We start from the raw sequence: 23,042 nt of genomic DNA, 5'->3' as shown, positions 1-23,042 counted from the left end.
CGCTTTAAGCGAAATCTACCAGACCATTAGTTTATCCACTCTAGCGTTCGTAGCATTCGGATTAGAACGACCGCCGCTTGCGCGCGCGTCGTTTCGCTTTTCGGGCCAAACGTATCGACTGCAGTACCCGTCATGATGTTCAGTCCGGCCATCAACCGAATATCCTCTCGATAAGCCGTGTCCATTTTGTCCATATCCCTATAGGTATCCAAACGAGCCGGCACCTCGGGGACAGGCGGCTTTTCGATGGAAATGGCGGCCGCGAGCATGCTCGCCATTTCCTCTCGGGAGATCGGCTTTTCGGGAGCGAAGTGCGTGCCGCGGGCAAAGTCCAACAGGCCGAGTTCCTTCGCATGCGTCACCGCGCCGTAATACCACGCATCAGGCTTTACATCGTCATAACGAGCAGCGCTGCCTGCGTAGGCACCGCGTCCCAACGCACGAACCAGCATAGCGGTAAACTCCGCTCTCGTCACCGTTTTGTCGGGATCGAATTTGCCGTTGCCCATTCCCTCGGCCAAGCCCTTCGCTGCGGCAAGCTCCACGTACGATTTGCTCCAATGATTGTCCACATCGGCAAACTCTAAGGCATTCTCAACGACGACGTACACGCTGTTCGAATAGGATTGAATCGTCACGGCCGGTTCAAGATGGAGTCCCCCTACCCGGGCGGGGACAAACGATGCAGCGCTAGGATTGATGAGAAATGCTCCATAATATTCCGTTAAAGGGTCTGGAAGCGAGATTACTCGTTCAACCATTCGGGAGAACCGGTCAGCAGATGCGAACTCCTTCCCTGTATTGGCGTCAACGATATCCACTTCAAAATCGACAATGGCTCCTTGGACTTCGCTATTAGGCAAATGGTTTGCAACCGCCTCTTGCATCTCCTTACTGCCGGACAAGTCGGTCAGTTTGATCTTGAAGCCGATATCCTCGGCTTTCGATTTTAACGCTGCCAGCTTGTCTTCTAATCCAATAATGATAGAGGCCAGATCGACGGGCACCCGATAGCTTCCGTAAGGGGCTTTAATCTCGATTGTGAAGGCATCGTTAATGTCCGCAATATCGGCCAGGACGGAAGCCGGGATGCTGGCATACGCCGATCCGGCATCGTTCGGCATCACGTTCAGCGTGATCGACTGCTTCGTGGCGTCGATCTGGGAGGGATCGAACCGATTGCCGTTCAGGTCGATGTACGGCCTTGTATCTTGCACCGGACCGCTTGTCGGAACGATCGTCGTCCCTATAACGCGCACCGTGCGGCTCACTTCCGAAGCCTCATTGCCAGAAGGATCCACAACGTTGTAACGAAGCGTATAATCGCCCGGCTGCCGCATATTCACGGTTCCCGTCACGACAATGCGACTGGAGATATCGCCGTAATACGCATCCGTCGCTTTCGCTCCGGGATCGGTAAACGTCTCTCCCAGCTGCACGCTCATCACGGGATCTCCCAGCAATTCGAGGACGGGAGGCTGCGTATCTTGCACGTAGACGCTGCGCGTCACGGTATGCGCCGCGTTGCCGGCGGAATCGGAGACGTCGTAGTCGAGCCTATACGTTCCGAGAACGCGCGTATCCACCGTTCCGGTTACAACGATGGAGGCAGACAAGTCGCCGTCCTGCGCGTCTTGCGCCGTTGCGCCGGGATCTGTAAATACCCCGTTCGCCTCTACCGTAATCGGATTCGTTCCATTCAGATAGATTGTCGGCGCATCTCCGTCGTATACATACACGTTACGGGTCACCGTTGCGGTATTCCCTGCGCGATCCGCAACCGAATATCGGATCGGATAGGTCCCGAAGCTGGCGGTATCGACCGTGCCCGAAATCCCGATCGACGATGCCGGGATATTCCCGTCAATCGCATCCGTTGCGGTCGCCCCCGGTTCCGCATAGATTCCCCCTTGCGGGACGTACATCGGGTTGCTGCCGGCGAGCGCAATGTCCGGAGCTGCGTTATCCAGCACGAACGCGTTCGAAACCGCGTCGACGACATTGCCGATCCTGTCCGAAGCCCGAATATGCAGGTACCAGTCGCCGTCTCCGCTTGTCCGTCCCAAGCTGTCGCCGTTCGTGAATGCCGTCCATCCGCCGGTCGGCGCTGCCGTGCTTTGCGTCCACGCATATTGCAGCGAACCTGCGACGAGACCGCTCTCCGTATCCGTCACGGTTACCTTGCTTGTTGCCGTCTTGGCCGGAAGCGCATTGCCGTTCAGGTCGAACCGAACTTCGGGCGGTGTCGAGTCCCTGATCACCGTAATCGTATATCGTTTGACTGCTTTCAAATAGGGTTCTACTTGAACCGGAATAACGGCAGACGGGCCCGAAACGCCGACCGTCGCGACGCTGCCGCTTGCTTGCGGCTGATTGTTGACATATAGCGACGCGTAAGTCGTGTCCGCCAGCGTCGCCGTTACATGCACGCTCGATACCGACGGGCCGATATAGGACGTATAAGACGTGTTGGAAGAAGAGAAAGGCTCGGCAAACTCCCCCTCATCCATTTTCAGATCGCCGAGGTTGTCATTGCCGGGTACGTTAATCTGGCCATGAATGTTGTTTCCCCAACCGATGACAGCGCCATCGTTCTTGAGCGCCAGCGCATGATCCGGTCCCGCAGCGATGGCGATGACTCCGCTTTGAGCTTCCGGCGGCACGTCCGTTTGACCATACGAATCGTCTCCCCAAGCGACGACGGAGCCGTCGTCTTTGAGCGCCAGCGAGAAGTTCCATCCTGCAGCGATTGCAATCGCATCGTTAAGATCTGCCGGCACGTCCGTTTGACCATTGGCGTTGCTTCCCCAGGCAACCACGGTGCCATCGTCTTTGAGCGCCAGCGAATGGGTAAATCCGGCAGCGATGCCGACGACCCCGCTTTTGGCGTCTACAGGCAAGGTTGAGGAAGAGAATCCCCAAGCAACGACGGAGCCATCGTCTTTGAGCACCATCGACCGGTTCCACCCCGCCGCGATGGCGACGACTCCGCTCTCGGCGTCTGCAGGAACGATCGTTTCGCCGTACGTGTCATCTCCCCAAGCAACGACAGAGCCGTTGCTCGTCAGCGCCAGCGAATGGAAGTAACCGCCTGCGACGGCGACGAAGGGGGCATCTTCCCGTTCCGGGGCGATTACCTGGTTATCGCTGCCCCAAGTCCTGACGGATCCGTCTTCCATGAGGGCCAGCGTATGGAACCCGCCCGCGGCGATCGAGACGACTTCGCTTTGAGCGTCTTCCGGGACGGTCGATTGGCCATATAAATTATGACCCCAGGCAACGACGGAGCCATCGTCTTTGAGCGCGAGCGAATGGCCGACTCCCGCGGCAATTTGCTCCGCTTCGCTTCCCATTCTCGTCTCCGCAGCATCCGCCGGCCGAGAGCCGTAAGGAATGACAATGCCCTGCAATAGTGCCAAGGACAATACGAGGTGAACGAACTTTCGCCCTTTAAGCAACATGAACATCAATCTCCATTCTCGCGGCATATCGTTTTCTTCATAGTAGCAAAGAGAATCGCGGAATTCTCTTAAAGCATTCTTAAAATCATACAAAAATTGACTATTTTCGCGTATACTGAATCCGAAATCGAACGCAAGCCGGGGAAAGGGTTGCTTCCATGTTCCATCACATACTTGTTGTAGATAACGAGCCGGAATTGCTGGAGCTTGTCGATTATAATCTGGCGCAAGCCGATCTGCGCGCTACCTGCGCGATTTCCGGACTCGAGGCGTTGAAGCATCTAAACGAGCAGACTTTCGACCTTGTCATTCTGGACATCATGATGGACGGAATGGACGGATTCTCGGTGCTGGAGCGGATACGCAACGGCGCGATGGAGATGCCGGTCATTCTGCTCAGCGCCAAACACGAAGTGGACAGCAAAATACGCGGATTTGGGCTAGGAGCGGACGATTACGTCACCAAACCGTTCAGCCCCTCCGAGCTGGTCGCCCGAGTGCAGGCGCATCTGCGCCGCACCCATAAAACGGCTTCGATCGAACAAATGATTTCGTACTCGTATGGGAATATGAGGCTTAACCCGGCGGCGCAAATGTTATATAAAAACAATCAAGCCATTCCGCTCTCCGCAACGGAAACCAAGATGCTGCTCGCCTTGATGAAGCGCCCCAACCAAACGGTTCCTAAAATCCAATTGTTCGAGGAAGTATGGGGCCATTCGAATTACGACGAGAACTCGATTAACGTCTATATGAATTTTCTGAGGAAAAAAATCGAGGATGATCCCAGGCAACCCCGTTACATCCAAACGGTGTGGGGTCTCGGATATCTGTTGACGGGGGAAGCGGAATGAAACTGATGGCCAAGATGGCGTGGATCATCGCGTGCTCCGTCCTGCTCACGCTGATTTTGATGACGACCATGATTGTCGGATTCAACTCCTGGTTCGTGTCCGGGTACAATCATGCCAGGCTTCAGGAAATGAGCGAACGGCTTGCCGGTCGACTCGAACAGGCGATGGCGAGGAACGAAGAACCCTTCGCCCAAGTTCTGCAAAAGTTCGGCAGACAATACGAGGGGGTTGGAATGGAGTTATTCGACAGCGCCGGAACGCTTCTGTATTCATCCGCGAACCGAAGCCGGCCGTACACTCTTCCGGAGATAATGGCGCGTTTCACCGATCAGCCCGGCCGTATGTTTCAAGGTCAGGATTCGGCCTTCCTTTTTGATATAGACGCCAACGGCGAACGCTTTTTTGTCGTCTTCGACGTGCAAGGGAATGCGTTTCAGCAAGTCCAGTTATTCCTCTATTTAAACCAGTATTCCGCCTTGCCGTTTCTGCTTGCCCCTCTGATCTTGATCATCGCTCTGCCTTCCTTGATTGCGGTATTCTTCATCCTGTTTGTCACGCGGCGATTAGACCGATTGAATGGGGCGATGCGGCATGCCGATTTGCGGAAGGAGCCTGTGCGATTGCAGGATCGTTCCGGAGACGAAATAGGAGCGCTAACCCGATTATTTAACGAAATGTCCGACAAGCTGTACAGGCAGTACCTGCATACCCAACGAATCGAACAGGCACGCGCCAAGCTGATCTCCAACTTATCCCACGATTTGCGGACGCCCCTTTCGATCATCCATGGTTATGCGGAAACGTTGCAGCGGGGCTCGAGCCATGTTCCTGAAATCCGGGTTCGGCATGCGACGATTATTTTGCAGAAATCGGAATATATGAACGGATTGCTGGACCGGTTGTTCCGGCTTGCCGAGATCGACGATCCGTCGATCTCGTTCCATGCGGAGAGAAGTTCCACCCATTATCTCTTGCAGTCGATCGTTTCGGAGTACGTGCTTTTGTTGGAGGATTACGGTTTTAAATGGGAGGCGGACTTGCCGGAAACGATCGTCTATTTGGATTACGACCGCGAATCTATAGCGCAAGCGCTGCGCAACTTGATCGACAACGCCATTCTGCATGGGAGAGACGGCAAATATTTGGGAATTCGGTTATTCGTGGACCCCGACGAAGTGCGGATTGAAGTCGAGGATAGGGGAAAAGGAATACCGCCGGATGAGCTAGGGCGCATTTTTGATCGGTTTTATCGGGTCGACAAAGGCAGGCAGAGCAACGGGATGGGCATCGGGCTTTCCCTGTGCAAAGAAATCGCGCTTCGGCATGGCGGGCGGATTACCGTGCGGAGCGTTCCGAATATAAGCACGGTATTCACGGTCCACTTGCCGTTTAATGCCCTGGCATCGGACTCCCTAACCTCTTGAATGCGCCCCGGCAATGCGATCCATCGTCGGGCAGCGGTGACCCTATCGTCATTCCCCGCGGCTCACGCGAAACCCTTGGTCGGGGCCGAAGCCGTTCGCCTCGAACTTCCCCCGAAAAGAAACCTCGTTGTTGCTGACGTCTCCCATCCAGCCGCCGCCCTTCACGACACGCCAGGAGCCGGAGCCGGCGACGCTGCCCGCATTTTCCCCGTACCAGTCCCAGGTCCACTCTCTCACGTTGCCCGACATGTCGTAGAGTCCGAGCTCGTTCGCTTTCTTGTTGCCGATGGCTTGGGTGCGGTTGCGGTTGTTCTCGATGGCCGGCCAGGTCCAGTCTCCGGTTAAGTACTCCTTCCCGGAGTTTCTCCAATACCAGGCGACCTCGTCCGCTTCGTCGCTGCCGCTATAAAGATAACTCTTGCTCAGTTGGCCCCCGCCGGCCGCATATTCCCACTCCTCTTCCGTCGGCAGCCGGTACCCGTTCGCTTCCTCGTCGATCGTAACCGTCCATTTGACCGTGTCGTATTCGCTTTTGTTATTCGGGTCTTGCTTGCTCTTGTCTATACGGTAATAGGGGGTTAAGCCCTCTAGCAGGCTCCTCCTATTGCAGTACTCGACCGCGTCGTACCAGCTTACCATCTCGACCGGCAGGTTATCGCCTTGAAAAGCCGAAGGATTGCTGCCCATGACCTCCATCCATTCTTGCTGAGTGACCTCGTATCGGCCGATATAAAAATCCTTTAGGGTAACGTTGCTGCCCGAGTAGTTCGACTTGGGGTGGACGAAGCTTCCGCCTTGGACGAAGACAAGGCTATCGCTTGGTTCGTGCTTCTCGGCCTCGGCGGCCTGCGCTTTCTTACCTGTCTCTGCATGAGAACAAGCCCCCATCAAGACCGTTGCCGCGAGCAGAAGGACAGCCACCGGCTTTCTCATCATTAGGCCTCCTTTGTAGAAGAAAGCCGCCGGCCTTGCGGCCGGCAGCCCTCGGCGAATTACCACACCGTTACGTTGGAGCTTCCGCTGCTTTGGTAGCCTTCCGTCGCGAGCACTTGATAGGACCAGCTGCTGCCCAGGTTCATCCCTTTGCTCTTCCACGCATTGACGTGGTTGCTGAACGTGATCGAGACGTTGCTTCCGGTCGGTCTCTTCGACTGGCGGACGCTCCAGAACTGCTGGAACGTCTGCGTTCCGTCGATGGAAGGCGCGTTGTAGCGCATGGTCGTATAAATGTCGTACGTGCCTCCGTCGCTCGTCACGGAGCCTTTATACGTTCCGGTAGGCCGATAAGTGCCCCAGCTGTCGACTACGTAATATTCGATGAGCGAATTTCTCGTCCATCCGTAGAGGGTCAGATACCCGTTGCCGGACGGCGCCCAGACGCCGGCGTTGTAATTGATCGTCCGGTTCGGCGATCCTGTGTTCCAGCCCTTGCCGACCACGAAGTTGCCGGTGTTGTACCAGTTCACGCTGTAATTCCCGCCCGAACCGTTGACGGCATTGACCGTGCCGCCGCCGTCGGTCCAATTCTGCCAATAGTCCGTGGCCGCGCTCGACGTCGCCGCGAACAAGCTTAACCCCATTGCGGTTGCAAGAATGGCCGGCAGAACCTTCTTCTTAAACTTCAACATCATCATACCTCCTCAGAATGGATAGATTGGGAGTGCTCGAATGCATGCTGCGGCCGGTTGATTCTCGTTGCGGAACAAAACGAAACATCGCGTCCTTTTCCGAGAAAACCCCTTCCACCTCCTTCCAGCTAGATTATAGATTGTAAGCGCATACACAAAAACCTAACAAATTATAGGATTAACTCCATATTCTTAACATTCAATCTCCATTCCGAACATTGCGCCCCGCCGGCGGCCATAAAAAAAGAATCCTGCAAGGCGCGCCGTCACGCGGCCTGCGGGATTCCTCTTCTTAGGATTGAAGCAGCTGCTTGCGATCGATCGTAAGCGGCGGCTGTTCGAGCCATCTATGTTCCACCATGATATCGAACGTATCTTTGGAGTATGACATCACCTTAGCGATGATTTTGGTGTAATGAGCCGTGAGGTCGAGCCGCATCGATAAAGACAGCGCATGCGAAATCAGCATGATGTCCACCGAGTTCAGAATATTGATCATGGATAGGATTAACTTATCCGAGAACGGCGACACCGTCGAACCCGTCACTTCCATGCTTATAGGCACCGTTCCGAGCAGATCCTCCTGCATCAGCAGATTGTTGAAGAGATTGATCTGGCTTTCGCTGATTTTTTTCCCTCTGAGGATGTGTTCCTTCAATTTCTTGTCTTCCATGACTTGCGCGAATCCCAGCATAACGATCACGGAGAAGTAATTGCGTTCGATATTGAAGAAAATCTCGGATAACTCGATGGCATTGAGAGGCCGCTTCGCGCCGAGTAAACCGTCCAGGAAGGACGTTTTCTCCACGAACTCCACCTTTTCCGGATAATTCATTTTCGGCGGGCGGTCGTATATTCCTTTCTCCAGCATCATTCGCACCGCTTTGCCGAACATCTCGGTCGTCGTATGGATGCATTCGTTGAAAAAATCCAGCACGTCGAGCCGAACGTTATTGGATGCGGTAAACGCGTAGTTGATCATCCCCAGCCGGTTCATCATGTAGAGGAAGCTTAGGGTAAACGTATCGTGGAACAGCGGAGGAGCCGTTAAATTCACGTCCCCTTCCGAGAACGCCGCGGGGATCGGGAAATTCTCCGCCTGGAAAAACTTCTTTATCTTGTCCATCCGGTTCTTCGCTATTTGAAAGGCTTCGTCCGCCAGCGGAACGATCTGCCCGTCTTGGAGATGGTGCCGAAAGTAGGTTAAGAAACAAACCGTCATGCTCTCTTGGAGGTAAATGCCCCACAGTCCCCCGATTTCCGTGCAGCTTAGCTCGATATTGGTTGGTTTTACTTCGGGTTTCCGAGATGACATGCTTATCCCCCTTCCATCCATTCTGTATGACGTAGTATCTTCCCTCGAAACGCAAGTTATTCCATTCATGGACGCCCGTTCTAAGGATTAGAAAATTTTCATTCTTTTCTAATAATGCGAATTATAGCCTGTCACGGCGGTCCATTTTTTCTTCGTGGAAAAGTTTAGGCCTCTCCATGTATGCTAACGTGAAATCCGGTACCGATCATTATTTTATTTACCGGAGGGATTCACATGTCTGCAACCAAATCCATCTTCCGTCAGATGATGGCCGTCGGCTTATGCTCCGCTATCGGACTGGGAGCCTTGAATATGGGACAAGCCTCGACGATCTCGAAGGCGTCCGCCGCGACCGCCTACGAAACTAAAGTCACATACGGCGTGAACCTGCGCGCCAGCGCGAGCACGAGCGGGAAAGTGATTCGGCTGATTCCGACCGGAGAGTCGATCCATGTCATCAGCAAGGTAAACAGCTATTGGCTGAAGGTTAAGGATAAGAAGGGCAATACCGGATACGTATCCGCTGGCGATAAATATACGACCTACGGCGATTCTTCTTCCTCTTCGGGAAGCACGAGCTCCAAGGCCGACCGCGTCATTCAAATCGCCAAAAGCTACATGGGCCGCGTCAGCTACGACTTCAACACGCGCAACCCGTCCAAGCTCATCTTCGACTGCTCTTCGTTCACCGAGTTCGTGTTCGCCAAGGTCGGCGTCGATCTGAAATGGGGCACGAAGTACCAGAAGAGCGCGGGCTCTTATGTCAGCAAGAGCAATCTCAAAAAAGGAGATCTCGTCTTCTTCGATACGATCGGCAGCAACAACAAAGTCATCAATCACGTCGGGATCTACATGGGCGGCGGCCAGTTCATCCACGATACGCCTTCGGTGGACGGGCTCGCGATCAGCTCGCTTTCTTCCGGCTATTGGTCCAATCATTACGTAACGGCTCGTCGGGTGCTTTAAAGTAAAGAGGGAAGCCCTCCTTCTTAGCTCGATAATCCCCTAACAAAGAAACCTCCCCGAAAGGAGAGGTTTCTTAAGACTGGCCTGGTGATTCCTTTTTTTCGGCTTCGTGTGTCCTTTAATCGGGCATCGATTCGGTTTCGCGGTCATAGCGCCATGTTATCGAGAGTATGGGTGCCGAAGGTCCGCCGAGAATCTCATGGTCATATACTGCAGGACAAGCTTGTCCAGCCTTTGCGAGACGGCGATAAGCTCCTCGCTCGGTTTGCCTCCGGGCGCGAGAAACGCAGCCGCATGCTTCATCATTTCCGCCCGGGCGGCTTCCACCTCGGCGGCTAACTCCGATAGGCCGCAATTCTCGATAATAGAATCCATTCAGGAGCTTCGGCGGGCGGCCTTGAGCTTCTCCAGCTCCGACTGCACCTCGTGCTGATCCGACCAGTTGCTCAGGCGCGAGGCTTCGGAGCCGATTGCCCCGTATGCCTTCGTTCCCGCTTCGAACCGAAAGATCTTCTGCTCCATCCGCTCGAACCCTCGCGAAATCCTGCCGGTATCGCCCGGGGAAGAGACGGCTGCCGTCGCCTTCAACGCGGCCGCAGCGTTCGTACGTGCCAAGAGGAAGGTCAGCTTGTCGCTCAGGTCCTTGTGAAGCTCCTGCAACCGGCCGATCTCGTCGCGAAGCGCTTGCGTCTGTCGCCGAATCACTTCTCGCTGTTCCAGATAAGTCTCCTGAAGCTTCGAATGATGCAGCTTCTCCTGCAATGCCATGGCGGCGATCTCGTCTTGATTGCGGTCCACGGCCAGCTCCGCTTGGCGGACTCGCTTGTCGATGAACTGGCCATTCCTCGCGATAAGTACGTCATAATGCTGTTCCGCAGCGATCTGAATCTCCAGCGCCGAGCGGGCATTGTCCATCTGGTCCTCTAGCTGCCTGATGTAATGCCGGGCCATGCCGACCGGGTCCTCCACCCGATCCAGAAGACGGTGTACGTCGGCGGCCGCAATATCCTTGATTCTCGTGAAGATTCCCATGGTTATTCCTCCTTATGTTGTCTGCGTTCCCATTCATCTAAAAATTGACCTCGGCTGACATGGACGTCCGGCTGCGAAGAGTAGACGCCGGCTGCCTGAGGGGCTGTATACGGTGAGTTGGTATTCATTCGCTTGTAGAACAAGAAAACGGCGATCAGGACGAGCGAGCCCCAGACAGGACCGAGCAAGCTCCAGGTTCCCAGAGCGGCGAATACGGCGCCGATCCATCGGAGCAAGCCGCCGGCCTTTAAGAAGAGAAGCGCGCCTCCTGTTAGAACGGCCAGTCGAAGCAGGCCTAGCCAAGTGGAGTTTGCTCCGGTCGCCTCGCTGTTGCTCGATTCCAAGAATTGCGGATACCTTTGTTGGGCTTGTCTTGCGAAATCATGCCAAGACTGGCGATGGCCGGCGGCTTCGTGGACCGAGTGTCCCCAAATATGGGCCAGTAAAATTAAAGCGAAAATAGAGACCGAAACGATCGCGATGCCGATGAGAAGGGTAGATCGTTTCACTGCAATCACCTCCTTTCTCGTTCCCATGTCCCTATCTTAAAAGGGAAACCTTTAATGGAACTTAAGCGCAAAAAAGCGGCTGCCACTTGGGCAACCGCTACCTTATCGAATCAGTAACTCAATCTTAGAAATCACCTCAGCTATCGTCTCATCAGGAACTTTACAGATGAAAGTTGCCTGTCGGGATTGCCAGTCGAGACTTTTCACCTGGTCGGATAGAATTACCCCCTCTATGGGGGAATCCTTCGGAATGATAACCTCAAATGGATAACCCTTTACCTTAGAGGATACCGGACAAAGCAAAGCCAACCCGACCTTACCGTTATAAGCGACAGGTGAAACGACTAAGGCAGGACGCTTTCCAGCTTGTTCATGACCTGATTGGGGGTTGAATTGTAACCACACTAAGTCGCCGCGTTCCGGTACATAGTTATGGATCACCATGATTCCCGCCCTTGCGGTTCACTGGTCGATACCTCTTTATGAAGGTTTTCCGGAGTGACCCTGGCAAGGAGCTCATCCAGTTTTGCCTTCTTGGGTTTTATGACGAGATGGCCATCTTCTACGTCAAGATCGACCTCGGAGCCTTCCTCAAGCCCGACTTTCAAGGCAAGGGACTTCGGGATGCGAATGCCCAAGCTGTTCCCCCATTTCTGAACCTGAAACATAGAATCACCCCACAATAAAGTATATACAAAGTATAAACTTTTATTGTTGAGATAGTCAAATAAGGTCCGGAAAATAGGCTATTACCCTGAAAACGCACAAGTCCCTACATCCAAAGAATGTAGGAACTTGGTTTGCGCCTTTCGTCATTTGCGGGAAGCTAGCAATTAAATATCGTAGGAGACCGAATTCGGATATTGAGCGATCACGTCTTTGACGACTCGTTTGACCACGGCATTCGCGGCTTCTTCGAGGGAAGAGCGGCTTGCATCGTCCGCGTTCACTTCGATATATTCTTTGCCAATGATCTCTCTTGCGGCTTCAAGGTCGCTTGCGTTGGAGGAATCATACGATACCAAGGCAATAAGTCCCGCATCGTTCAACACCTTGGCAATCTCGGCCACTCGGCGCAACGATTCTCCTTGGCTGTTCTCGAGAAGCATCGTATGGTATCCGGAGGAGACCAGCCGTTTCTCGACTTCCTTCGCAAGAGCCGATTGATCCGATTGCGAACCGGAGAACCAGACGGTGAGCGGAGTCTGTCCCTTCTGCTGGGCGCGAACTTCCCTCGTAATCTCCGTATCCAGCGCCGCGAATCGGTTCGAGCTTTGCAGCGCATGATCGATGACTCCGCAAGCGGAGGTCATGTTGGTGACGCGATCGATCAGAATAAAGCCGCCGATGCTCTTATTTTCCTCAAAGGAATCGAAAACGATGCTATCCGACAAAGAAAATTCGCACTTGGCCAATTCATTCTTAACGATCCGATCGGCCGGAACCGTGTTGCCCGTATTGATGTCGATCTTATGGGTAATCGCCGTCACGGTACCTGGGAGGGTCTTCGTTCCTACCTTCACCCAATAATGCTTGCCGGGAGTCAGGACGGAATCGTCCATCCACAGGATCGTGGAGGCGAAGCTGTCGGCTTCTTGAATTTCGTTATCCGTCGTGAGCACGTTGCCCCGAGATACGTCGACTTCGCGGTCCAATTGAATGGTCACCGGTTGACCGGCATAAGCCGTATCCCGATCTTGGTCGGTCACGAGGATCCGTTTGACCTTCGCTTTCTCCCGGCTCGGCAGAGTCGTGAGCTCGTCTCCGACCGAGATTTTCCCCGCTTCGATCTGGCCTTGGAACCCGCGGAACGTGTGGTCCGGCCGGCACACGCGCTGAACGGGCATCATGAACGCCTTCGAGTCGTTAGACGTATGCACATCCACGTTTTCCAAATACGGCAGCAAGGCAAGTCCTTCGTACCATGGGGTATTCGGGGATTTAGTCGTGATGTTGTCCCCTTCCGTAGCGGACACGGGGATGACCTGGATGCTCTGGATTTGGAATTCGGCCGTCGTTTGGAAGAACTCTTCCTTAATGGCCTCGAACTTCTTCCGGTCGAAGTCCACCAGGTCCATCTTGTTCACGGCTAATACCAAATGCTTAATCCCCATCAGAGCGCAAATCCGGGCATGGCGCTTGGTTTGGGTAATGACGCCTTTGGTCGCGTCCACCAGAATGACGGCCAGATCCGCGAACGAGGCGCCTACGGCCATGTTGCGCGTATATTCTTCGTGTCCCGGCGTGTCCGCCACGATGAAGGAACGATGAGACGTCGTAAAATAACGATAAGCTACGTCGATCGTGATCCCTTGCTCGCGTTCGGCCAAGAGTCCGTCCAGAAGCAGCGAATAGTCGATTTTGCCGCCGCGGCTACCGAGCTTGCTATCGAGCTCCAGCGCTCTTTCTTGGTCGGCGAACAGGAGCTTGGCATCATAAAGCATATGTCCGATCAGGGTGGATTTGCCGTCGTCTACGCTTCCGCAAGTAATGAATTTAAGCAGACTCTTCATCTTAGAAATAGCCCTCCCGTTTGCGTCGTTCCATGCTGCCGGCCGCTTCTTGGTCGATAACCCGGCTAGTCCGCTCGGAGGATACCGCGCCCAGCGTCTCTTCGATAATCTCATCCAGCGTTACGGCATCCGACTCAACCCCGCCGGTAAGCGGGTAGCATCCTAAGGTGCGGAAGCGGATCTTCTTCATCTCGATCTTCTCGCCCGGTTCGAGCTTCATCCGTTCGTCGTCCACCATGATGATATGCCCGTCGCGATTGACAATAGGTCTGACGGCTGCGGAGTAGAGAGGGACAATATCGATATTTTCCCGGCGAATGTATTGCCAGATGTCCTTCTCGGTCCAGTTGGACAACGGGAAGACGCGAATGCTCTCGCCCTTGTTGATTCTCGTGTTGAACAGCTTCCACATCTCCGGACGTTGGTTCTTCGGGTCCCACGCGTGATTCTTATTCCGGAAGGAGAAAATCCGCTCCTTGGCCCGCGACTTCTCCTCGTCCCGTCTTCCGCCGCCGAACGCAACCGTGAATCCATACTTGTCCAATCCCTGCTTCAAAGCTTGGGTTTTCATGATGTCGGTGTACGCGGAGCCATGATCGAATGGGTTGATCCCTTGCCGGATGCCTTCCTCATTCGAATGAACGATCATCTCGATGCCGAACTCCTTGGCCTTGCGGTCGCGGAATTCGATCATTTCCTTGAACTTCCACGTCGTATCGATATGCATGAACGGAAAAGGCGGCTTCTCGGGGTAGAACGCCTTGAGCGCCAGATGCAGCATGACCGAGCTGTCCTTCCCGATCGAATACAGCATCACGGGGTTCTCGCATTCCGCCGCTACTTCTCGGATAATATAAATCGCTTCAGCCTCAAGTTGATCCAGATGCGTTAATTCTTGCATGGAAAGGCGGCCTCCTTATAATCCTCACTAAATCCATCGTATTTCTATCTATCCTATCAGATTATAGCTTTTATGCAAAGTGGAAGAAAGTATTTTTCGTGATATTTTCTGACGGAATAATACAATATAAATACAAAAATCGCCTCCCTACATGTAGTAGAAGAGACGATTCGATTATAAACTATTGACGGCCCATTCCTCTGCCGCCACCGCCGCCAAAACCTCCGCCGCCTCCGCCTGGTCCTCCGCGAGACACGGTAATTTCCGTGATTTTCTCCCCATTTACCGTGACATCGCCGCCATTAAGCTGAGCGGTGCCATCCGCGTCGAAGGCGGACTGCGCTTCTACCGTTATGGTTCCTCCATTAATGGAGATATCGCCGTTCGAGTCGAACGCGTCCGTATCTCCGCTGCCCATCGTTACGTTTATGGTGCCGCCATTCACTTCAATAGCCACATTCCCATCGACCTTCTGAGCGGCGTTAATGCCATCGTCGCTCGCATATAACGTGATCTGACCGTCATTAATCTTGACCGAAGTCGCCTCGATGCCTTCTTGGGAGGATTCGATGTTAATGGTGCCGCCATCGATTTGAACGAAGCGGTTGCCTTGGATGGCATCTTCGGCCGCGTTGATCTTTAAGTCGCCGCCTTCAATATAGATATATCCAAGAGTAGCATCCTCCTCGTTCTCGCTATGCAAGGCATCCTTGCCCGCATCGATCGTCATCGTTCCGTCGTTGATAAGGATCGCATCATTGGCCTCTAAGGCATCCAAGGAGGATTGGATGTTATACACGCCTCCGGTGATCTTAAGATCATCCTTCGAAGAGATCCCGTTGCCTTGAGCCGATACGATGTCCAGACTTCCGGTTCCGCTCAAGGTCAAGTCAGCCCTGGAGAAAATAACCGCGTCCAAGTTGGTATCGCCATCCGCCACATAGGTTCCGGTGACCTCCATAGAGTTCTCGCTGTCCGTGGAGGTAACGAACACTTTATCCGCCTCTTTCACATAGATCGCAGGCGAATCTACATTAGTTATGCTGACGCCGTCAAGAACGATTTGAACCTTCGCATCCTCAGGCGCTTCCACCACAACCGTCACGTTGCTTGCCTCTCCGCTTAAGACATAGACGCCTTCGGTATTCAGCGTCACGTCTTGACCGCTTGCCAATTGAATTTGCGTAGCCGATGTAAGATCGGCCGTTTGTTCCAAGTCTCGATCGCTGAACAATTCCGATGTGTCTTGCACGGAAGCTTCCGTTGTTGTCGCAGCGCTAGATGACTCCGTCTCGCTTGCTGCAGGTGTACTTGCAAGTGGCGAGGGCGATGCTTGGGCGGTTGCCGGTTGAGTGGCTGCCTCCTCGCTGCCGTCTTGTGCGTTCGAGCATCCCACAACGGATGCGCTGAGTAATAGGGCTAGCGTAAGGGTGCTTATGGTTTTCAATTGTTTTCGTTTCATAAATGAACACTCCTCGAATAGTAAGGTATAAACCTTGGCTTGTTTATCAGATGACGTTATCGCCTCAATTCCTATTTAAATCCTAATGCAGAAAACTTTAATCAACCTTAAAGATTTAAGCGAATCCAAAAATCCCTCGCTACGAAATAAAGCAACGCCGGCGTAAGCGCCGCGTTGCTTTATTTTCAACACCATTCAGTTAATGTTACCCTATTCCAGTTCCCATACTTCCCAACCGTTAGACAACAAGGAGTACGAATGGGACAACGATGCTTCCGCGATGTCGGAGGCTGCCCAATGCCCTTGGGGGACATCGGGCCATATCGACGTATCCGCGTTCAGCGGCTTGCGTTGCAAATATCGGTTGATGATCGTTGCCGCTTCTGCCCGTGTCACCTGTGCATTCGGTTTGAAGGTTCCATCTCCGAAACCTTGCATGAGTCCAGCGCCGGTTACCCGATCGATGGCCTCTCTCGCCCAATGCTCTCCAGTATCCGAATAAACGTTACCTTTGGCGATAAGGGATGGATTTAATTTGAATAAGATTTGGGCGAACTCCGCACGAGTTATCGATTGGTTGGACATAAACCGATTTCCCGGCGTTCCGTTCATGATGCCAAGCTGGCGAATATAGGCAATGTCTTTGTAGGCCCAATGCTTGTCCGATACATCGGAGTATGGCTGGATGATAGCAGACGCATCAACTTGCGGCAATATTCGTGCAAGAATGGCTGCCACTTCCGCCCGGGTTATCAGGAGTTCAGGCTTAAACTGCTTATCGGGATATCCATACAAGTAAGGCGTATGAACCCCCGTTCCTACGACTGCAGCGTCTGCGCCGAAATCTACTCGCACGATGGATTGACCGACATGGATGATGCCATCGCGAATGTAACTCGTGTCGCCATGAAGCTCGTTCCGTTTGTCGTTGCGACTATCGTACGTTACATAGCCGTCCTTCTCGGCAGTGAAATAATAATCTCCCTCCGCGTATACCATCCAGCCATATTGACCGCCATCCCTCGTTACCTGCGGATTGTTGTTCTGGTTTGGCGACATATCGGGCAGCAGCGGCAAATTCACGACCGTGCCGGGAGCTCTGCCTTTGCTTCTGTTCAATTCGGTATCCGCCCAGTACAAGGTCATACGCATACCGTCAATCGGCTCGCCGGTTATCGGGTCCGATGCGACACCGAAGGGATCGACCAGATCCGATTCCATTCTGGCGTTGCCGTTGGCGTCGACGGTGATCGTTGCAGTATTGCCGACAAGCTTCCGGCCGTCGGGAGCAACGGTGCTTAACACGACTTTGTACACGCCAGGTTCAACCGAAGTCATGGTGATTGCACCATTTTGGTCGAATTTAATGCTTGATCCGGGAATGGTCTTGCCATCGGCCGTTAACAGCTCGCCTTCTATCTTGACGGAAGAACCCAGCTTGCTGTTCAGTTGAGTGAGCAGTGGGCTATCCGCATTCTTGATAGAAAGGTTTACCGGAATACTGCTTGGCGTAGTCGTTGGCCATGAAGGTGCAACCTCTTGTTTGATGTCGCTTTCCGTAAGCGTGATCAGCTTGAAGCTCATGATCTTATCGTCCGAGTCCAATTCATACACGCCGACGTACTTGTTCGTCGTTGCATCCACTCCGCTAACATCCGTTCCCGGCGTGAACGGATTCATGACGCCCGTTCCCGTCGGCGCGGCGTCTCCGACGTTCGGCGTGGAGAGCGGGCTGTCCGAGACAGCGACTGCGTACGTGCTGCCAGCGGCAGGAGAGTCCACCGTCACCTTGGTCGTGCCGACCGTACTGCCGGGGCTTACTTCAGCATCCAATGCCGGGGCTGCAACCGGAGGAATAACAACCTCTTCCTTGATGTCGCTTACCGTCAACGTGATCAGCTTGAAGCTTACGACCTTACCGTTCGAGTCCACTTCATATACGCCGACGTACTTGTTCGTCGTTGCGTCCACTCCGCTAACATCCGTTCCCGGTGTGTACGGATTCGTGACGCCCGTTCCCGTTGGCGCAGCGTTTCCGACGTTCGGCGTGGCTAGCGGGCTATCCGAGACGGCGACGGCGTACGTGTAGCCAGCGGCAGGAGAGTCTACCGTCACCTTGGTCGTGCCGACTGCGTTGCCGGGGCTTACCGCACTATCCAGTACCGGCGCTGGAACCTCTTGCTTGATGTCATTTTCCGTCAGCGTAATCAGCTTGAAGCTTACGATCTTATTGTCCGAGTCCAATTCATACACGCCGACGTACTTGTTCGTCGTTGCGTCCACTCCGCTAACATCCGTTCCCGGCGTGTACGGATTCGTAACACCCGTTCCCGTTGGCGCAGCTTCCCCGACGTTCGGCGTGGCGAGCGGGTTGTCCGAGACGACGACTGCGTACGTGCTGCCTGCGGCAGGCGAGTTCACCGTCACCTTGGTCGTGCCGACCGTGTTGCCGGGGCCTACCGCACTATCCAATACCGGCGCTGGAACCTCTTGTTTGATATCATTTTCCGACAGCGTAATCAGCTTGAAGCTCACGATCTTATCGTCGGAGCCCAATTCATACACGCCGACGTACTTGTTCGTCGTTGCGTTCACTCCGCTAACATCCGTTCCCGGCGTGAACGGATTCATGACGCCTGTTCCCGTTGGCGCATCGTCCCCGACATTCGGCGTGGAGAGCAGGCTATCCGAGACGACGATTGCGTACGTGTGGCCTGCGGCAGGAGAGTCCACCGTCACCTTGGTCGTGCCGACCGTGCTGCCGGGGCTTGCTTCGGCATCCAACACCGGCGCTGGAACCTCTTGCTTGATGTCATTTTCCGTCAACGTGATCTGCTTGAAGCTTACGATCTTACCGTTCGAGTCCACTTCATACACGCCGACGTACTTGTTCGTCGTTGCATCCACTCCGCTGATATCCGTTCCCGGCGTGAACGGATTCGTGACGCCCGCTCCCGTTGGCGCAGCGTTTCCAACGTTCGGCGTGGCTAGCGGGCTATCCGAGACGGCGACGGCGTACGTGTAGCCAGCGGCAGGAGAATCTACCGTCACCTTGGTCGTTCCGACCGTGCTGCCTGGGCTTACCGCACTATCCAATACCGGCGCCGGAACCTCTTTCTTGATATCATTTTCCGTCAGCGTAATCAGCTTGAAGCTCACGATCTTATCGTCCGAGTCCAATTCATACACGCCGACATACTTGTTCGTCGTTGCGTCCACTCCGCTGATATCCGTTCCCGGCGTGAACGGATTCGTGACGCCCGTTCCCGTTGGCGCAGCGTCTCCAACGTTTGGCGTGGCAAGGCTGGAAGATGATACGTTCACGACCCAGTGATTGTTCGTGCCCAATGGGGATGATATCGTTACAGCAGTCGTCCCCGTAGTCGAACCCGGGGAGGCTGTTGCATTCAGCAACGCTGATGGTTGCGGAGAAGGAGGATAGGAGGTGATGTAGGTGCCGTCCGCAGCGAAAACCTTCACCTTATGCGCCGACCAATCCGTCACATAGATCTTGCCGTCTTGATCGACCGCCGTATCCTTTGGAAGCTTAAAAGCATTATCGGCAGTTCCGCTCGTTCCCGGCGTCCCTAGCGTCAGCAGAGGCGTGCCGTCGCTTCCGTATATTCTCACGGCATAAGAGAACATATCTGTCACATAGAACTTCCCGTCCTTGTCTATGTCCAATCGACTCGAAGAGTCCGTCATGCTATCGATATCGATGGTCTCCACAATATTGTTAGCGTTACTATCTAGAATATAGATCCCGCTATTCAAAGTCGACGTACTGATTTTGGCTCCCGTAATGTACAATCTTCCGTCTGCCCCGATAGCCAGTCCGACCGGACGACGCCCGCTCATAAGGCTATATATACTCTTGCTTACGGCCGTTCCGTCTGCGGAATTAAAAATATGAATATTGTAATTTTGAGAAACGACATAAACTTTCCCGTTCCCAATCTTAATATCTTCGACACCGCCATCCGAATTCGGAATAGCCCAGGTATCCAGGTAGGCGCCCGTTTCATCGAAAATTTGAATTCTCTTGTTGTCTGCATCCAGGACGTAAATCCGCTTGTGATTCCCGTCTACCTTCTGGACCGCAACGCCCATGGGATAGTTTAGAGACGAACTGTCGTTTCCGGGTTCTCCCGGCTGCCCCAGCGTCATAATCTGGTTCCCGTCTGAATCTAGTATAAATACGGCGTGTTTACCAATATCCGTAACATACAAGAATCCGTCTTCATCGGCGCTTATGCCATAAGGACTAGTAAATTCGTACGCGGGCTCCGCCTGAGCGGCTTGCGGAAACCATCCCATACCGGCAAGCAGCGACGCAATCAGCGTCATAAGTAGTAATCGGTTCCATCGTTTAGCGTTCAATTGTGCATCTCCTTCTCTAAGCTGGTAACTTGCCCTGCCATTATACCTAATAGCCCCTTAACAAACCCTGAAAATTCGACAATATTCTCCCCAGACATAAAAAACGCCTCAGAGATAATCTCTGAAGCGTGATTCGTTGCAGAACATATTGACGATTACTTTTTAAGGATACCTAAATACTCTTTCCAAGGTCCAACATCCGCTCTGTATCTTTCGGACATTACCCGTACGATTTGCGCAATGTGTGTTAAATCGTGCACCACCCACGCTGAGATCAATTCCTTTACCTTGACCACCCCGAACGCAGGATGCGTTCCTGTCAACTCGAGATGCCATTCAGGATCAATCAGATCCTTAAGCTTTTTTATATTCTGGAATCGAATCTCTTTAAACTCAAACAAGCTTTGTTCTATGGGCCGTTCGGTCTTTGCTTCTATGTGAGCATACCGATTAAATGGCGGGAAAGAGGCGCTTTCACCTTCCTTAAGGATAAGCTCCAGTCTGGGTATCCAATTATTTTTCTCTCCCTCAATCAGATGTTCGATCACTTCGGAGACATTCCATGTTCCTTCGCCTTCATGGCATTGTAACCATCCGTTGGATAAACCGGATAAAAAATAGTCCAGTGATTGCGGCGTACGCTCCAGAACCTCAATCGCTTCTTTCATATTGAAATTCATTGATCTACTCCTTTCTGTCCTTCCTATCGATTCCTTCTCGACTTCGATCTGCTTCATAAATTGTCAGATCTCGATACTGATTCGATCTAAAGAAGAGTCATAGGAGACTGAAATACCAAGTCCTGATGAAAATACTCTGACGGGAACATAAGTAATTCCTTTATAGGCAACTGGGGCTACATTTAACGTAGACGCAACATTATTTACCTTCATGGTCTTGCTATCGACGACCACTACAACAGACTTGTCGGACTTTGTTAACTGTATAATCTTCGTCTTGGCATCATATTGAACAGATGCGCCTACGGAACTGCAATGATTAAAATTAGAATCAATACTACAATCTTCTTCACTTCTTTTCCTCCTAGTTATAGGATGACTCTTTCGAATTAAATATATCATCTACCCCTAAAAAAACCTCAATTTGGTATTAACAAACACTCCCGCTCATATTCTATAAAAAGATAACGTTAACTAGGAGGGTTATTTCGTTGAACAAAGTTAAAGTCCGTCTTCGGCCTTTCATCAGCGGGATCAATTTACCTACCGTTATAAAAACAGCTATCCTTCCGGGCGACACCATCGAAAGCCTCTTTATTGCCACACAGTTCGGGGAAATTTACTGCATAAGGAACGGAGCTGCAGGGACATTTATAGACCTTCGCGCACGAATCTTAAAAATAGGCGGCTCCAGTGGAGGATACGATGAACGAGGGCTGCTGGGGCTGGCTTTTCACCCCGGATTTTACTATAACGGTTTGTTTTATCTCCATTATTCCGTAGCCGGAACCCAAGGTCCGGTTGCTTTCTCCGAATCTTTTAACCCTAACCCGTGCGACCCCCAAACTTTAAACCTGAAGTGGACAAATAGAGAAACGAAATACGATCATATCGATACCGTAGAAGAATGGATCCTGCAATCGAACGGGCAGCTTCAAAAACGGCGTACCTTGCTTAATCTAAGAAGGCCCTTTCTGAATCATAACGGCGTCAATAGCTTAAACTTCTCGCCTGAAACAGGAAGGCTTGTTTTAACGACCGGAGATGGCGGATCCGCCTATGACCCATTCAATTTAAGCCAGGATATGATGGAGATCGCGGGTAAAATCATTGAAATAGACGTAGGAATGAATATTTTTATCGAAAATCCGCCCGTAGTCACACGTTTCAATGAGCTGCCCGAACCCGTTCAGTCTATGCTTACGGTCATCGCCAAAGGGGTACGCAATATTCCGGGCATTACCTTCCAAAGGTTTCATAATGGGTATAGGAAGTACGTAGGCAATGTCGGACAAGAGCTGGTAGAAACGATTTTCTCATTCATTCCATATAAACCGATACCGGTTACTCAGCTTATTCAAGCTTCTAGGATGTCGTCAGCCCCTGACCAAGAAGGGTTCATTAACTTTGGCTGGCGAGGATGGGAGGGTGATTTACCCACCGCTGTACCAAGAGACTGCCCTGCAAATACGGAATTGAAAGAGAAAAACATTGCCTACTTCGATGAAGCCGTAAAAACTTCAGTGCTGCGACTTCAGCCTCTGACCAGTTATTATCATGAAGATCCTCGCCCTAACAAGTTTAGAGGAACCGCACTCACAGGAGTTCAGGCCTATAGCGGGAACGAAATCCCTGATTTAATGGGAAGCGTCGTGTTTACCGATCTTGCTCGGATTCAATCGACTCCTGTAAAGGGGGTTTTAGCTTATGCCAAGGTAAAAGCGGATTGTAGACCAAGTGATTACGAAATTATAGAAGTTGATCATCATTTCGGGTCGAATTCCGCTTATTATGTAAGTTTGGGAGCCAATCTGAATCAAACCCGGCTATATTTAGGGGTTTATGGCTCTATGAGAGTGGCCGAGTTAAACCAAGGTACTGTTTTTGAGATTGTTCCTTGAATCCTTTAACTAGAGC

At 52.7% G+C, this 23,042-nt stretch carries 19 protein-coding genes; 4 read left to right on the top strand and 15 right to left on the bottom strand.

Annotated features, from left to right (window positions below; all coding sequences use genetic code 11):
* Positions 1-26: 26 nt before the first annotated feature.
* Complete coding sequence (locus tag H7B67_RS16485) at positions 27-3,461, bottom strand: immunoglobulin-like domain-containing protein (RefSeq protein ID WP_185120956.1); 3,435 nt, start codon at positions 3,459-3,461, stop codon at positions 27-29.
* 158 nt (positions 3,462-3,619) lie between these two features.
* Between H7B67_RS16485 and H7B67_RS16480 the strand changes: the two genes are divergently transcribed.
* Positions 3,620-4,315 (top strand): response regulator transcription factor, encoded by a 696-nt coding sequence (locus H7B67_RS16480; protein ID WP_185120955.1) that lies wholly within the window; start codon positions 3,620-3,622, stop codon positions 4,313-4,315.
* A complete protein-coding gene (locus H7B67_RS16475; RefSeq protein WP_185120954.1) occupies positions 4,312-5,739 on the top strand; it encodes a sensor histidine kinase in 1,428 nt (475 codons plus the stop codon). The genes H7B67_RS16480 and H7B67_RS16475 overlap by 4 nt, the downstream gene beginning before the upstream one ends.
* A 48-nt stretch (positions 5,740-5,787) precedes the next feature.
* Here H7B67_RS16475 and H7B67_RS16470 read toward each other — a convergent pair whose 3' ends face one another.
* The 3 genes from H7B67_RS16470 to H7B67_RS16460 form a co-directional block, all read right to left on the bottom strand.
* Positions 5,788-6,672, bottom strand: coding sequence for a formylglycine-generating enzyme family protein (locus H7B67_RS16470; protein ID WP_185120953.1), 885 nt, complete (start codon positions 6,670-6,672; stop codon positions 5,788-5,790).
* Positions 6,673-6,731: 59 nt separating this feature from the next.
* Positions 6,732-7,367, bottom strand: a complete 636-nt coding sequence (locus tag H7B67_RS16465; RefSeq protein WP_185120952.1) for a glycoside hydrolase family 11 protein — start codon at positions 7,365-7,367, stop codon at positions 6,732-6,734.
* A 292-nt stretch (positions 7,368-7,659) separates the two neighbouring features.
* Positions 7,660-8,682, bottom strand: coding sequence for a DUF3231 family protein (locus H7B67_RS16460; protein ID WP_185120951.1), 1,023 nt, complete (start codon positions 8,680-8,682; stop codon positions 7,660-7,662).
* Between the two features lie 234 nt (positions 8,683-8,916).
* On the opposite strand from H7B67_RS16460, the gene H7B67_RS16455 reads away from it, so the two are divergent.
* The gene (locus H7B67_RS16455; protein ID WP_185120950.1) at positions 8,917-9,648 is read left to right on the top strand and encodes a C40 family peptidase; all 732 of its coding nucleotides are present in this window, start codon (positions 8,917-8,919) and stop codon (positions 9,646-9,648) included.
* 159 nt (positions 9,649-9,807) lie between these two features.
* On the opposite strand, the gene H7B67_RS16450 is transcribed toward H7B67_RS16455, so the two are convergent.
* The 11 genes from H7B67_RS16450 to H7B67_RS31490 all read right to left on the bottom strand — a co-directional run bounded on the left by H7B67_RS16450 (position 9,808) and on the right by H7B67_RS31490 (position 21,527).
* A complete protein-coding gene (locus H7B67_RS16450) occupies positions 9,808-10,023 on the bottom strand; it encodes an aspartyl-phosphate phosphatase Spo0E family protein (RefSeq protein ID WP_185120949.1) in 216 nt (71 codons plus the stop codon).
* Positions 10,024-10,680 (bottom strand): PspA/IM30 family protein, encoded by a 657-nt coding sequence (locus tag H7B67_RS16445; RefSeq protein ID WP_185120948.1) that lies wholly within the window; start codon positions 10,678-10,680, stop codon positions 10,024-10,026.
* Between the two features lie 2 nt (positions 10,681-10,682).
* Positions 10,683-11,189, bottom strand: a complete 507-nt coding sequence (locus H7B67_RS16440; RefSeq protein ID WP_185120947.1) for a hypothetical protein — start codon at positions 11,187-11,189, stop codon at positions 10,683-10,685.
* A 102-nt stretch (positions 11,190-11,291) separates the two neighbouring features.
* Positions 11,292-11,633: an endoribonuclease MazF gene (gene mazF / locus H7B67_RS16435; protein ID WP_185120946.1), complete on the bottom strand. Its 342-nt coding sequence runs from the start codon at positions 11,631-11,633 to the stop codon at positions 11,292-11,294.
* Positions 11,627-11,857 carry an AbrB/MazE/SpoVT family DNA-binding domain-containing protein gene (locus H7B67_RS16430; protein WP_185120945.1) on the bottom strand — a complete coding sequence of 77 codons (231 nt, stop codon included), beginning with the start codon at positions 11,855-11,857 and terminating at the stop codon, positions 11,627-11,629. Before H7B67_RS16430 ends, mazF begins: the two co-directional genes overlap by 7 nt.
* Positions 11,858-12,022: 165 nt before the next feature.
* A complete protein-coding gene (locus H7B67_RS16425; RefSeq protein ID WP_185120944.1) occupies positions 12,023-13,702 on the bottom strand; it encodes a GTP-binding protein in 1,680 nt (559 codons plus the stop codon).
* Position 13,703: 1 nt separating this feature from the next.
* A complete protein-coding gene (cysD, locus tag H7B67_RS16420; RefSeq protein ID WP_185120943.1) occupies positions 13,704-14,603 on the bottom strand; it encodes a sulfate adenylyltransferase subunit CysD in 900 nt (299 codons plus the stop codon).
* 181 nt (positions 14,604-14,784) lie between these two features.
* Positions 14,785-15,855 (bottom strand): carbohydrate-binding domain-containing protein, encoded by a 1,071-nt coding sequence (locus H7B67_RS16415; RefSeq protein ID WP_185120942.1) that lies wholly within the window; start codon positions 15,853-15,855, stop codon positions 14,785-14,787.
* Positions 15,856-16,275: 420 nt separating this feature from the next.
* On the bottom strand, positions 16,276-20,175 hold the full coding sequence (locus tag H7B67_RS16410) for an S-layer homology domain-containing protein (protein WP_245363913.1): 3,900 nt from the start codon (positions 20,173-20,175) through the stop codon (positions 16,276-16,278).
* Between the two features lie 425 nt (positions 20,176-20,600).
* Complete coding sequence (locus H7B67_RS16405) at positions 20,601-21,125, bottom strand: DinB family protein (RefSeq protein ID WP_185120940.1); 525 nt, start codon at positions 21,123-21,125, stop codon at positions 20,601-20,603.
* A gap of 63 nt (positions 21,126-21,188) precedes the next feature.
* On the bottom strand, positions 21,189-21,527 hold the full coding sequence (locus H7B67_RS31490) for a copper amine oxidase N-terminal domain-containing protein (protein WP_185120939.1): 339 nt from the start codon (positions 21,525-21,527) through the stop codon (positions 21,189-21,191).
* 89 nt (positions 21,528-21,616) lie between these two features.
* On the opposite strand from H7B67_RS31490, the gene H7B67_RS16395 reads away from it, so the two are divergent.
* Positions 21,617-23,026 (top strand): PQQ-dependent sugar dehydrogenase, encoded by a 1,410-nt coding sequence (locus tag H7B67_RS16395; RefSeq protein WP_185120938.1) that lies wholly within the window; start codon positions 21,617-21,619, stop codon positions 23,024-23,026.
* Positions 23,027-23,042: the final 16 nt, after the last annotated feature.

Origin of the sequence: Cohnella thailandensis, assembly GCF_014212135.1 — a bacterium.
In the GTDB taxonomy this organism is placed as follows: domain Bacteria; phylum Bacillota; class Bacilli; order Paenibacillales; family Paenibacillaceae; genus Cohnella; species Cohnella thailandensis.
This window is presented reverse-complemented; position numbering and strand designations above follow the sequence as displayed.

Bases quoted from the DNA above. Each gene is read 5' to 3' on its own strand.
- H7B67_RS16450 (WP_185120949.1), bottom strand. From the start codon at position 10,023: ATGGATTCTATTATCGAGAATTGCGGCCTATCGGAGTTAGCCGCCGAG.
- cysD (WP_185120943.1), bottom strand. From the start codon at position 14,603: ATGCAAGAATTAACGCATCTGGATCAACTTGAGGCTGAAGCGATTTAT.
- H7B67_RS16425 (WP_185120944.1), bottom strand. From the start codon at position 13,702: ATGAAGAGTCTGCTTAAATTCATTACTTGCGGAAGCGTAGACGACGGC.
- H7B67_RS16460 (WP_185120951.1), bottom strand. From the start codon at position 8,682: ATGTCATCTCGGAAACCCGAAGTAAAACCAACCAATATCGAGCTAAGC.
- H7B67_RS16465 (WP_185120952.1), bottom strand. From the start codon at position 7,367: ATGTTGAAGTTTAAGAAGAAGGTTCTGCCGGCCATTCTTGCAACCGCA.
- H7B67_RS16405 (WP_185120940.1), bottom strand. From the start codon at position 21,125: ATGAATTTCAATATGAAAGAAGCGATTGAGGTTCTGGAGCGTACGCCG.
- H7B67_RS16445 (WP_185120948.1), bottom strand. From the start codon at position 10,680: ATGGGAATCTTCACGAGAATCAAGGATATTGCGGCCGCCGACGTACAC.
- H7B67_RS16485 (WP_185120956.1), bottom strand. From the start codon at position 3,461: ATGTTGCTTAAAGGGCGAAAGTTCGTTCACCTCGTATTGTCCTTGGCA.
- H7B67_RS31490 (WP_185120939.1), bottom strand. From the start codon at position 21,527: ATGATATATTTAATTCGAAAGAGTCATCCTATAACTAGGAGGAAAAGA.
- H7B67_RS16410 (WP_245363913.1), bottom strand. From the start codon at position 20,175: ATGGGCGTTGCGGTCCAGAAGGTAGACGGGAATCACAAGCGGATTTAC.
- H7B67_RS16470 (WP_185120953.1), bottom strand. From the start codon at position 6,672: ATGAGAAAGCCGGTGGCTGTCCTTCTGCTCGCGGCAACGGTCTTGATG.
- H7B67_RS16430 (WP_185120945.1), bottom strand. From the start codon at position 11,857: ATGTTTCAGGTTCAGAAATGGGGGAACAGCTTGGGCATTCGCATCCCG.
- H7B67_RS16480 (WP_185120955.1), top strand. From the start codon at position 3,620: ATGTTCCATCACATACTTGTTGTAGATAACGAGCCGGAATTGCTGGAG.
- H7B67_RS16475 (WP_185120954.1), top strand. From the start codon at position 4,312: ATGAAACTGATGGCCAAGATGGCGTGGATCATCGCGTGCTCCGTCCTG.
- H7B67_RS16455 (WP_185120950.1), top strand. From the start codon at position 8,917: ATGTCTGCAACCAAATCCATCTTCCGTCAGATGATGGCCGTCGGCTTA.
- mazF (WP_185120946.1), bottom strand. From the start codon at position 11,633: ATGGTGATCCATAACTATGTACCGGAACGCGGCGACTTAGTGTGGTTA.